This window comes from Taibaiella soli (assembly GCF_003236175.1).
Lineage (GTDB): Bacteria > Bacteroidota > Bacteroidia > Chitinophagales > Chitinophagaceae > QKTW01.
Map to the genome: position 1 here is coordinate 82,512 of NZ_QKTW01000013.1, position 13,277 is coordinate 95,788.

Annotated in this window: 7 protein-coding genes and 1 tRNA gene; 5 read left to right on the forward strand and 3 right to left on the reverse strand. The window is 43.0% G+C overall.

The window, feature by feature from the left end; translation table 11 throughout:
* Nucleotides 1–131: 131 nt before the first annotated feature.
* Together DN068_RS08400 and DN068_RS08405 are read right to left on the reverse strand one after the other, a co-directional pair.
* The gene (locus DN068_RS08400) at nt 132–548 is read right to left on the reverse strand and encodes a nuclease A inhibitor family protein (RefSeq protein ID WP_110998465.1); all 417 of its coding nucleotides are present in this window, start codon (nt 546–548) and stop codon (nt 132–134) included.
* 105 nt (nt 549–653) lie between these two features.
* Entirely contained in the window at nt 654–2,726 is a 2,073-nt protein-coding gene (locus tag DN068_RS08405; protein ID WP_110998466.1) for a T9SS type A sorting domain-containing protein, read from the reverse strand.
* Between the two features lie 456 nt (nt 2,727–3,182).
* Between DN068_RS08405 and DN068_RS08410 the strand changes: the two genes are divergently transcribed.
* The 5 genes from DN068_RS08410 to DN068_RS08430 all read left to right on the forward strand — a co-directional run bounded on the left by DN068_RS08410 (nt 3,183) and on the right by DN068_RS08430 (nt 10,687).
* Nucleotides 3,183–5,024: a T9SS type A sorting domain-containing protein gene (locus DN068_RS08410; protein WP_165836324.1), complete on the forward strand. Its 1,842-nt coding sequence runs from the start codon at nt 3,183–3,185 to the stop codon at nt 5,022–5,024.
* Nucleotides 5,025–5,184: 160 nt separating this feature from the next.
* Entirely contained in the window at nt 5,185–7,854 is a 2,670-nt protein-coding gene (locus tag DN068_RS08415; protein ID WP_110998468.1) for a T9SS type A sorting domain-containing protein, read from the forward strand.
* 157 nt (nt 7,855–8,011) lie between these two features.
* Nucleotides 8,012–8,084, forward strand: a tRNA-Gly gene (locus DN068_RS08420).
* 218 nt (nt 8,085–8,302) lie between these two features.
* Nucleotides 8,303–9,244, forward strand: a complete 942-nt coding sequence (locus DN068_RS08425; protein ID WP_165836325.1) for a Wzz/FepE/Etk N-terminal domain-containing protein — start codon at nt 8,303–8,305, stop codon at nt 9,242–9,244.
* Nucleotides 9,245–10,687: an O-antigen ligase family protein gene (locus tag DN068_RS08430; protein ID WP_110998470.1), complete on the forward strand. Its 1,443-nt coding sequence runs from the start codon at nt 9,245–9,247 to the stop codon at nt 10,685–10,687.
* 319 nt (nt 10,688–11,006) lie between these two features.
* Here DN068_RS08430 and htpG read toward each other — a convergent pair whose 3' ends face one another.
* Nucleotides 11,007–12,896 (reverse strand): molecular chaperone HtpG, encoded by a 1,890-nt coding sequence (gene htpG, locus DN068_RS08440; protein ID WP_110998472.1) that lies wholly within the window; start codon nt 12,894–12,896, stop codon nt 11,007–11,009.
* Nucleotides 12,897–13,277: the final 381 nt, after the last annotated feature.

The window sequence follows — 13,277 nt, forward strand, 5'->3', positions numbered from 1 at the left end:
AAAACAAAAGCCGCCTCAACGGCAGCTCATTCCGGTATGTTTTCCTCACCTGTTTCGTACACTTATTTCGTACACTTATTTCGCGGGATCCTTTCTTCGTCAGGGTGACAAACGCGAGTAACTGTCCATTTTCAACTGATCAACGATTGAATTGCAGTAGTGTGCAACATGGCTCTGGAACCGTCGGGCGCTTGTCCAACAATAAAAATGTGTACACAGATACGGCCTGCACGAATCACAAGTACGTTACGAAATGTGCGCACAAGATAATATTGAAAGGTCATCAGCTTTTTGGTGGTTAAGGATTTCGCGTCGACGTCCTCCCCGGATGTGTAAATAACATTTTCGAAAAAATCTGCAATATTGGAATGTTCAAAATCCTTTACCGCTGCGCCGCTCATCTCCGCTATCTTATCGTAGACTTCAGGCATATTCATCCCACCCCAGTTGTGCACGGTGATATCGCATTCCGATTGGCTGACATACACCATATTGTTGGTAAGCATTCTCAGTTCTTCATAGACATTCTTGCGTAAAAGCGTTTCCATGGATTTATGATTTGAAGGGTTAAAAAATGTGTGTGAAAGAAAAAATGCGGCGACCTGGAAAGGTCACCGCTTCTCTTTATCTGAATATAAAAACTATAGCTGAGGCTATTTGTTGATCAGTACTTTACCTGAAGTGATGGTATTGTTGCTGATTACTTGATAAACATAGAAACCTGGAGCGATGCTGCTCACGTTGAATTCTACTTTAGTAGAACCGTTAGCCAGTTGTTGTGCAACTGTACGACCGCTCAGATCCAGGATCTTAACTGTAGTGCTGTTTTGTGAAGCTGGGAACTCTACGAACAGTGTTTGTGTAGCAGGGTTAGGATAAACGAAGATACCTTTAGCTTCGTTAGCCAGATTGCTCACACCCGCGTTGTAAGTAGAACGAGCCAGTGAACCAGAACCACATGTAGGGAATGTCAGTGAGTGAGTGATAACTGCATTTCTGAATGTAGCATTTACTGAACCAACTGAAGCAGGTTGTGTACCAGCGGCATCAGCAGCAGATTTAGTCCAGAAAGTTGGGTTACCCAGATCAGCTACTGCTGAACCTACGAATTCAAATTTAGAAGCAGTACCTGTACCAGTTACTACTGCACCACCCAGGCTGTTTGATGTAGATGCGATTGTAGCGTAAGCTGTAGTACCTGTAGCAGGGCCGTAACCGATACCATGGTAGAAAGTAGGAGCACCTGAGTACATGCTGTTACAACCAGGGCAACGAACTTGCATAGCGTCAGTGCTGTTGTTCAGACCTACTGAGTTACCCCAGTTAGCAGCAGTTGTGTACGTAGAAGAACCAGAGCAATAAACACAGTTACCAACATCAGGCAGACCGTTGTAGTACTCAAGGTGGAATGTATTTGCATTAGCAGTACCAGTGTTGCTTACAGGAATGTAGTAAGTGTTGTTCAGTGCATCGAAAGTAGTAGCTGTAGGCAGGTTATAGCAGTTGTCACCAACGTTGTAAACTACGATGATAGAACCAACTGGAATTTTGCTCCAGTAACCGTCAAATGCAAGACGATAGTGACCTTTAGAGATACCAACGCCAGATACACAACCAGAAACGTTGAAATTACCAGAGTTGTCATCGATGATCCAACCGCTTACGTCTACTGAATCCAGACGTTCGCCGCCACCGTTTGCAACCAGCATTTCTACGTATTCGCAAGTACCTGCAGGACCGTTAGAAGCTTCAGTTACCATCAGTACACCTTTACCAGACTGAGAAGTAGTATCAGGAGGTGTAACAACGATTGGCGTATTTACGCAACGACCAAATACGATGGCGTTACCTGCAACGGCGTCAATGAAAGCCTGGTTAGCAACTGAGTTAGCAGCACCCGGAGTAGCCAGTGAAGCTGTATCGAGTTTCCAGAAAGCACCGTCACCAGCATCAGCCAGAGAAGCAGCGTTATCCATGTAAATATCACCACCAGTACCGCATTTGCTTGTATCAGGCAGGTTGATGTGTGCACCGTTCAGGAAAGTACCGCCTGTAACAGCAGCCATTGCAGTACCATAAGAAATACCGTGGTAGAAAGTTGGTTCACCAGCGATATCAGTACAGCCAGGGCAACGAGTTTGGATACCGTCGCCTTCGCAAGCATTGCGCAGTGCAATTGGATCCCATGTAGTATCCTGAACATAAGTAGCGCCGCAGTAGTTAGCAGTGCTGAAATCAGGAGATACATAATTTGCTTCGATCAGTTTGCTCAGACCGGCAGCTACGTAGATAGAACCGTTAGCATCAGCATAATAACCAGTAGTAGCAGCGTTTGCTACAGCCTGATTGAAATTTGTAGCGAATAAAGTTGTGTCATAATCTTTACCATTGAAGATAACGATGAGTTGACCAGCATTCATGTTTTTCCACAATACATCATCAGACAGGCGGAAGTGGCCTTTAGAGATACCGAGACCAGAAGCAGTAACGCCATTGCTGAAAATGCCGTTGTTGTCATCGATGATCCAGTGGCTAACATCTACTGGTGCGAAAGTGGAATTGGAATCTGTTGTACCAACGAGCAATTCAACGAATTCTTTGTTGCTGTTTGTACCGTTTGAAATTTCGTTTACCAGGAGCGTACCCGCTGGATTTGACTGGGCGTGGCTTGCAGAGGCGAACGCAACCAGAGCAGCTGTTGCTGCGGTTAATAAACTTTTTTTCATGATGGATTGTAGTCTTTGTAAAAAGATAGATTGCAGTGGTGCCTTACCAGACAAGAATGTTTCTTTCAGTTTTCAGCGATAGGTTTCCAACCTGCATGTGGTACGTTCTTGTTTTCATAAGAACAGGCTTCAAAGTGCCGACTCTGAGTTGGTGACCTGGGCGTTTTCTGATAGGAATATTGTTGGTGATAAGACTTTGCAAACCTACCACGTCGGTGTTAAGAAGACATTAATCGGCCGTAACGAAATAATCAACCAATTATTAAGTTTTACAAGAATATATCGATCCGGGCAAAACTTAATATTGCCTTAAATTTTTCGTAATACATCCCCTCTACTTTTGCATCCAGATTTGATTTTCAAGGTCAAAACGACTTGTACAATCCGCTACTGTATTGGATTATACAAGCACTAACACCCTAAAAAACCTTTATCTGAAAAACCGAAATGCGCCTTATGAAAAATATAGTAAGTTCTTTTTTACAATTGTTTTTTGTCTTGCTATTGCTCAACGACAACAAAGCAAACGCACAAAATGTATTGATTGCAGGATGGGATGTGTCGAGTATTAATGCAACACAACTCAATAATCTGGGACCGCAGAATTTTGCTGCAACTGCAAGCGCAACAAATGTTGTAGCCGGAGGATTAATGCGAACCGCAAATGTGGGCAGCGCCACAGGTAACTTATTTGCCGGCTGGGGTGGATTTGGTTTTTGTGGCACTGCTACGGATCCTATCCCGAATACGCTGGCCAATGTCATCGGCAATAATGCGTTCGCTTACTTCACGCTGAAAGCTGATACGGGCCACACGTTATCGCTTGATTCATTTACAATCTACTTCTACTCTGCCGCGAACTATGGTCCAAGACAACTCACACTTCAGTACGGCATCGACAGTTTGAACTTCACCAATATCTACACCAATGTATTGACACCAAATACAGGCGTGATTGGCAATCTGGTAAATTTCAGCCTGAATCTCGGCAATATTGCTGCGCTGCAAAATGTAGCTTACACGCATACTATTTACTTCCGGCTGGTACCTGTTTATTCTGGAACCGCCACAACAATTCTTCCTGTTACTGCACCGAGTGCGGGCGCTGGAGTATGGGCGATTTACAATAGTAATACCAACGCATCTTTTAATGCCGGTTGCGACATGTTTTTCAAAGGCACAGTGGGCATAGGTTGTAGCCCTATCGCACCGGGAACCATCAGTAGCAATATCGGCAATCAGATCTGTGGTAATGGCAATGCTGTTCTATCGCTAAATGGTAATGCACCGATCAATGGTGTGAACTATCAATGGAAATCCTCTACCAATGGAACAACATGGATCAATGCAGGAACAAACACTCCGACATTGAACACTGGCGTGATTACCGCAACTACTTATTATAAATGCATAGAAACTTGCGTGAGCGGCACCGTTGCAGATTCTACGCCGGTGTTTACACTCACGGTAAATCCTGTTGTAACGCCAACGATCAATATTTCGGCTGCACCAGGAACGAATATAAATCCGGGACAAACAGTAACATTTACAGCAACGGCAACTAATGCTGGTACCGGTGCCACTTATGAATGGAAGAAAAACGGAACCAATATTCCAGGTGCTCCTACAACAAATACATACACAACAAATCAACTGAGTGATGGCGATGTCATCAGCTGCATGCTGCATAGCGCTACAGTTTGTTCGGTTCCCGATTCTGTATGGAGTAATCCACTGCTCGTTACCATTAATAATTGTCTACCACCAGCCGGACTGACCATGTGGAATCTTTCTGCAAATGGCACCGAATTTGTGTGGAATCCTGTAAACGGCGCCACTGGCTACGAATACATCTTTGATCAGCAAAGTACAATCATCAACGCCTCGGGTATCACAACCGTCGACACTTTTCATAGAGAAAACAACAAAAGCGGTACCTGGTATTTTCACATCAGAACGGTGTGCAACAGCAGTAATCAATCCCCATGGATTACAATACCGGTTGTATTTTCTACCACGGGCATTTTACTCAACGGAAAAGAAGCAAACAATGTGACGATTTATCCAAATCCCAACACAGGAAATTTCACACTTGAAGGAACTATTCAGGGAAAAGATGCGCAAATTGAAATCATGAATACAATTGGTCAGATGATTTACAGACAGAAATTGCAACCGATAAACAATACGATAAAAGAAACAATTTCACTCCCTGAAAACCTCACTAATGGTACGTATTTACTCCAATTATCAACAACAGACGGAGCAAACACTATCCGCTTCCAGCCAATCAGATAAACATCAGATGTTTACAGATACTCGTCGTCTCTTTCCGATGGCGACAATTAACATTGACTTATTCATTTGGTAACCTAAACGAAAAATACCAGTAATACATCAAAAATAATTTTGCTTTTTCTCTATATCCAAAACCATTAGGAAATCTAAACAACAACCAATGAAAATTACAAAGCTCTTTAGTCTGCTCTCCCTATTCGCAGGCCTCCTCTGCTCTTCTACCTCTCAGGCGCAGGCAACCATTGCAGGATGGGACTTTGCCGGTGTCACAAGTTCCGGAAACGGATACGGCGCAGCCGGCATGCCAGCTACAACTACTGCTGGTGGCGTTACGAACACCAACCTGCATCATGGCAACTACACGGTTTTTAAATCATTTACCAATAGTGTGGGTGGCAGTGCTTTTAGTTACTCTACCGATGCTTTCGGAGGCAACCCTACCAACTCAGCCGACTCCACTACGGCTATCAATGGCGGCTACTACTTTCTTTTTACTGTAAAGCCTGGCACCGGAAACTCAATGTCGTTGTCTAATTTACAATTGGGCTACCACATTGAGACTTTTAACCCAACTACCAACATGAATATGCTGGTGCAGTATGCGGTAGGCAACGGCGCTTTCCAGTCTATTGAAAACGTAGTACTGAGTACTATCGGAAGCGGCGCCGCTAATTATAGCTACCAGCATTCGTTGAGCAGCTTCGCAAATCTGCAGAATGTTACCGACTCTGTTACGTTCCGTATCGTTCCGTACAAAAGCGGTCAAACCAATATTATCGCCGTTGGTTACGCATTCTGGTTTGGCAATGCCAACACAGCCGGTGACGATCTTATGGTAACTGGTACCGTTACCGCTGCCGGCCCACAATGTAGCAGCATTACACCAGGTACGCTGAGCGCAGCAAATGACACGATCTGTGCTGGCACTAACACCACCTTGACGCTAAACAATTCTGCCCCTGCCGTTGGTGTGAATTATCAGTGGAAATCTTCTACAAATGCTACATCAGGATTTACCAATGTAGGCAACAATGCTACGAATATCAATACAGGTACGCTTAGTGCTACTACTTACTATAAATGTATTGTAAGCTGCGCATCCGGAACGGCTATTGATTCCACTCCGGTAAAAATGGTATTTGTAAAACCAAACGTAATACCTGCAGTTTCTATCGCCAGCCCTAATTCCACTACTACAAACTGCCCGGGTGCAACCATCACTTTCAATGCCACTCCGGCTAACGAGGGAACTTCGCCAAGCTACGTCTGGAAAGAAGGTCTCGTCACTTATGGTACCACAACAGTACCTACATTCTCTTACTCCAATTTCACAGCAGGTGCACACGCTGTTACTTGCACAATGACAAGCAACGCTACTTGCGTAAGCCCAACAACAGCTACTAGCAGCGCGGTAAACTTTACCATGACGCAATCCCAGTTGATCTCAATGGGACTCACGTCAGATCACCCAAGTATAACGAACGACGGCACCAGCCCGGTGAGCGCGTGTCCTAACAGTGCTGTATTATTCACAGCTCAAGGTACCGGTGCTGCAGGCTCTACTTATACCTGGAAAAAAGGAACTACCACAATCGCTACGCACACCGCTATTTTCCAGGACACACTCACGATCAGCAATCTTACAGCAAGTGATGTGATTACTTGTACCATCAATACGACGCAGATTTGCCCGAATCCGCCGCAGAAAACAAGTAACTCTATTTCTGTAAACCTGCTTCCTGCAGTAACGCCAACTGTTTCCCTTACAGCTAATCCTGCGGGAGCTATTTGTCCGGGTACTGCGGTTACATTCACGGGTGCATCTACAAATGGTGGTACCACTCCATTATACACCTGGACTAAAGGCGGCAACGTAGTAGGCAACAATCCTACTTATACAGATAACGGTCTTACAGATGGCGATGTGATCATTTGCCAGCTGACAAGCAGTGCAGCCTGTGTAACAAGCACAAGTGTCAACAGTGCACCGGATACAATTCACGTAAATCCGGCAGTAACCCCGGCGATCACTATTTCCAGCACACCTGGCGACACAGTCTGCTCAGGCACCGCTGTGATATTTACAGCTGCAGCAACAGGCATAGGCACCGCTCCAACTTATACCTGGAGAAGAAATAACCTGATCGTTGGCAGTAACAGCGTGTACACAGAAAGTACGCCAACAAACGGCGAAATCGTGAATTGTTTTGTAACGACAAACGCTGCATGTGCTACCAAACCGGCTGACACCAGCGCCAACATTACACTTGCCGTAAATGCGGTTGTTAATCCAACTATCAGCATCAGCGCAAATCCTGGTACTAATATTTCCGCCAATCAAAGTGTAACATTCAATGCAACAACCGGTAATGCCGGCACAAACGCAACTTACCAGTGGAAGAAAAATGGAACTAATGTAGGTAACAGTGCTGCATCGTTCACAACCAATACGCTGATCGATAATGACACTGTTTATTGTGTGATCCATTCTAATGCGCCTTGTGGTCCTGATTCTGTAGTCAGCAACAAACTCATCATTCATGTAAGCACTGGCGTTAGTCAGGTAAATGCTACTCATGGCGTATTCAATCTGTATCCAAATCCAAACAGCGGAGACTTTACAATTATTGCTTCTGAACTTGCGGGCAAAACGGCCACATTGCAAATCAGCAATCTGGTAGGTCAAATTATCTACAGTGAAAACGCTTCAATAAATAACGGCGCGATCAACAAACAAATCAACCTTCCTGCAAAATATCCTTCAGGTGTTTACCTGTTGCGTGTAAAAACAGAAGAAGGTGAAAACGTGATCCGCTTCCTGATGAACTAGGCTAAGACCTCTAACAGTTATATACCTTGGTCCCCGGTCCGTAATTGGCCGGGGATTTGCTTTTAAACATTTACTTAAAAAATATTCAAACTCTTTTTAAAAAGGATTTGCAAATCACAAAACCGGCATTATCTTTGCAATCCCAAACGGGACGCAAGCGGAAGTAGCTCAGCTGGTAGAGCATCACCTTGCCAAGGTGAGGGTCGCGCGTTCGAATCGCGTCTTCCGCTCAAAAAAGTTCAAATCAATGATTTGAACTTTTTTTATTTACACAACCCGCTATATATTTTTCTTTTTTTGAATTTACCGCGGAATAACAATTACATTTGCGGCATAGCAAAAAATATATTCTAAAAATATTATTTGCACTTTCCCGTTATTGAAAAATAGTAAGTTATTTACCTAAAACAATCCGATGACCACTTTGCCACCCAACAATTTATCGGGAGTGATCCAAACATTAAGAGAGCGTAAGCGCCTTATCAGAAATATTACAATCCTCACAATTATAATTGGTGTTATACTACATTTTCTAACTCCGAAGAAATATGAAGCAGAAGTAACCTTCATGCTAAAAAACCCAATCTATGCAGATCGTAATAATCTCTACAACAACGAGACTAAATTTATCGACTACTTCGCAAATGAAGAAGATATTGACCGCCTGATTACAATGGCCCAATCTGACAGCGTACAAAACAAGATCATCAAAGAAATGAATCTTGTTTCCCGGTATAAAATTGACACCCTGGATAAAGATGCGTCTGTAGTACTTAAAAAAACATTCAACAACCGCTTACGCATTTACCGGACAGAAAACAGAAATGTGGTTCTGAATTTCGCAGATAAGAATGATACCCTGGCGCGCAAAATAGCGGTGCGCTACGTTGGACTGCTTGATAGCTCTCTTCGTGGATTCTACAACGAAATGCGTGTAAATATGCATGCTTCCATCGTAAGCAAAATTCATGAACAAGATAGCACCATCAATGTTCTTACAGATACACTGACTCGGCTGCGCGATGAATACGGCATCTATGATATCCTCAGTCCGTCACGATATAATCTGATGCTCAGCTCGCTCAAAACTAATGGCAAACCCGGTTTCGCAAGAGGTGTGGAGCAAATTCAGAATATAGAATCCGTAAAAGATGAACTGGTTTCTGATCGTGCGCACAATATTACGCTGGCCAATCAGTACACAACAGGCACCAAAATGAATGAACTGCCGCTCACGAAAATCGTAAGCATAACCCCTTTGCCGATCAAAGCAACGGGGCCAGGCCTCAAACTCACGATAGTGGTTTGCGCGCTAGGCGGATTGTTTTTCAGTATACTTTATGCGCTGGTAATCGCTTTTTACCGGAACATTCTGTCAAAAAGAATGTAGATGCAAAAGCAAGCTGTCATTAATGAAAAATGGTTGTTACCGGTAAGTTCGCTGTTTTTTCTGGCCGGCATAGCTGCCTATATTTTTACAGGTACTACACTCTTACTTTTTGCACCTCTGGCACTTTTTTACATTGTGCTCGCGGGTATCGACTGGCGCACGGCTTATTGGCTGATGCTGGCCTGCATTCCACTGTCATCGCAAATCGGATTATTGAACGGCACGCTTTCCACTTCCATTCCCGACGAACCGATGATGTGGGTGTTTTTCCTGCTTTTCTTAATTTTTGTTTCGTACCGCCCAACGGTTATTCCAATGTGGTGGTTTTCCGATCCGCTTGTTTGGGTGGTTATCCTTCAGTACCTCTGGCTGATTGTTGCCGTATGCTATTCAAAGGTTTTGTTGCTTTCGGTTAAATTCCTGATTGCAAAATCATGGATGTTGGCATGTTTCTTCGTGTTCCCACTTTGGGTTTTCAGAGAAAAGAAAGACTATGTAAAAGCGCTTTTGCTTTTTTCCATACCACTTCTGCTCACCATGATCTGGGCAACAATCAAACATTCACAAGACCATTTCACCTTCCCTACAGTCAATAAAGCTGTTGCTGAATTTTATGATAATCACGTGGATTATTCGACGGTGGTTTCTATGTTCTTTCCATTTCTGCTGGTAATCTACCCGTTCCTCAAGGGCAAACCAAAATGGATGCGGACAATACTAATACTGGCTATTCTGTTTTTTCTGATTGTCATCTTTCTTACCTATGCACGTGCCGCAGTGCTGGCCGTTATATTTTCATTGATAATTGCAGGGGCAATCCGTTTTCGTCTCGTCAATTTTGTGATGCCTGTATTCTACGGACTAATTGCATTGCTGATGGTTTACATGGTGCGCTATAATAAGTTCATTGATTTTAAACCAAACTATGAACGCACTTATATGCATACTGATTTTGCAGACCACTTGATCGCTACTTTCCGTGGGCAGGACATGTCTTCTATGGAGCGCTTATACCGTTGGATTGCTGCTGTAAGAATGAGCCGTGACGAACCGGTAACCGGTTATGGTCCGCATGCATTCTATTATTATTACAAACCGTATACGCTCACACTGTTCAAAACATACGTCAGTCAGAATCCGGAACATTCTACCACGCACAACTATTTTCTTTACATGCTCGTAGAACAGGGATGGCCGGCAATGATACTATACGCCATTCTTGTGGTACTGATATTCGCGCAAGCGCAAAAAATCTATCACCGCTTCAAAGACCCTTTCTACAAAGCCGTTACGATTGCTTTAGCCATGTCTTTTGCAGCCTGCTTTATGAATAACTTCTTCTCCGAATTGTTGGAAAATCACAAAATCGGCGCCATGTTTTATCTGACACTGGCATTGTTGGTGATTTTGAACAGGAAGTCTAAACAGTTGGTGAATGGTTAATACCCACGTCATTGCGAGGTACGAAGCAAGCTGCACGATAATATGTAGTAAGTTAAAATGCCTGATTATTTAACTATCCGGGAAGTACGTCACAATCGCGAATGCCTCAAAAATATACGCAGTTTGCTTCGTACCTCGCAATGACGCGAGTGGGATCCCGTTGTCGAAAGCGTAACAAAACAGTAGAACTACGTCTCGGACCGTACTGGAAGTTCTCCAAGCCAGAGGCTAAACAAAAAAGCGCAACGATTACTCGCTACGCTTTTCTCTTTTTTGCAATCCTTCTTCTAAAACCTAAATCCTATCCTTCTATTATTAATTAAATCAGTGAAACGCTTCTGTTCACAAACGCAGTCAGATCCGCACCAGTCAACATTCCTTGCGACAATAATGCCAGATCAAATGCCTGACGCGCCAATTCTTTCTGAACGGAAACATCAGATGACTCCAGAATGCGGGAAATCAGTTTGTGATTACCGTTTACTGCTACTTTATAACGTTCTGGTATGGCTCCGTAGAAGTTCATACCGCCACCGCCGCCCATTTGCGACATTTCTTTCATGCGACGCATAAATTCATCCATAGTTACCGCCACTGGCAGTTCTTCCGGATGCAGGCTTTCAATAGTTACTTCCATATTAGCCTTGCTGATCGCACCTTCAAAAATTTCTTTCACCGTCTTCACTTGATCTTCGGTCAATACAGTTGCAGGAGCATCGTCTTTTTCAATCAGACGATCAATGATATCCGCATCTACACGTTTCAATGAAATCTTGTCCAGCTTGCGTTCCAGATGACTAATGAAGTGATTATCCAGCGGATGATTCATCACCAGCACATCATAATCTTTTTTGTTCGCAGACTGAATGAACGCGTCTTGTTTGTCAGGATTATTGGTGTACAAATAAATCTGCGTACCGTTTTTATCGGTTTGCAATCCTGCAGTCTTCTGTTTGTATTCTTCGAGTGTAAACAGTTCCTTTTTCGTGTTTTCTAACAACACAAAATCAACAGCTTTCTCGTAGAATTTTTCTTCAGAGATCATGCCATATTTCACAAACACACCGATATCACTCCATTTTTCTTCAAATGATTTACGGTCATTTTTATACAGCTCAGAAAGTTTATCAGCTACTTTACGAGTGATGTAATTATTGATTTTTTTCACATTGCCGTCTGCTTGCAGGAAGCTACGGGATACGTTCAGCGGGATATCCGGCGAATCGATCACACCGTGCAGCAACATCAAGAATTCCGGAACGATATCTTTTACTTCGTCAGTGATGAATACCTGGCGAGAGAATAATTTGATTTTGTTACGTTGAAAATCAAAATCGTTTTTCAGTTTAGGGAAATAAAGAACTCCGGTCAGATTAAACGGATAGTCAACGTTCAGATGAATCCAGAACAGCGGATCTTCAGCGAACGGATAAAGCTCTCTGTAGAAATTCAGATAATCCTCATCGTTTAGTTCGCCCGGCGCTTTTGTCCAGATTGGCGTCGTATTGTTGATAATATTGTCAACTTCTACTTCTTTATAATTTGTTTTGCCCTCTTCGTCTACGCCATCTTCCACATGTTCTGTACGCATACCGAATTTCACCGGCACCGGCAGAAATTTGGCATATTTATCCAGAATCTGCTGCAGTTTATCTTCTGCGAGGAATTCTTCTGATTCAGCATTAACATAAAGAATAATATCCGAACCGCGTTCAGTGCGATTTCCTTCAGTAATTTCAAATTCTGTGCTGCCATCGCAAATCCAGCGAGCCGGCGCGGCGCCGTCCTGGTAAGAAAGTGTTTGAATTTCTACTTTATCGGCAACCATGAATGCCGAATAGAACCCCAAACCAAAACGTCCGATGATTTCGTTTGCGTCTTTTGCTTCTTTGAATTTTTCCATGAACTCAGTAGCTCCGGAAAATGCAATCTGGTTGATGTATTTTTTAATCTCTTCAGCCGTCATACCAATACCCATGTCAGAAATGGTAATGGTTTTCGCTTCGGCATCTACGGAAACAGAAACTTTCAGATCACCCAGTTCTCCGTTAAACTGACCAAGCGACGAAAGACGTTTTACTTTCTGCGTAGCATCTACCGCATTGGAAACGAGTTCCCGCAAAAAGATTTCGTTATCAGAATAGAGAAATTTTTTAATGATAGGGAAAATGTTTTCCGTGTGTATCGAAATAGTTCCTTTTTCTTGCATATAATATAATTGTTTTAATGGTTTGTCTGAAGAATACAGATCAACTTACGTTCCAGAGGTCATTTTTTTGCCAAATTGGCAGCGCCAGGTTAAATCGTTAAAAAATTAAAAGGTTAAATCAGTCAATACTTCGCAACTGTTCGAAAACTAATGACAAAGAAGTCAGCGCGAGGATAACTGGTCAAGTGGTTAAATAGTTAAAACAGTCATTAAACTACAGTCGGGTATGGTTAAATAAGTCTGTTAACTGTCAACAGAGAAAATGACTGAATTCACACCTTAATCTTTTAACCCTTAACTGAATTAACCCTTTAACTGAATTAACCAATTAACGTTTTCAGAATTGTGAATTGTTCCCTTAATTTGCAATCCGGAAAAGAG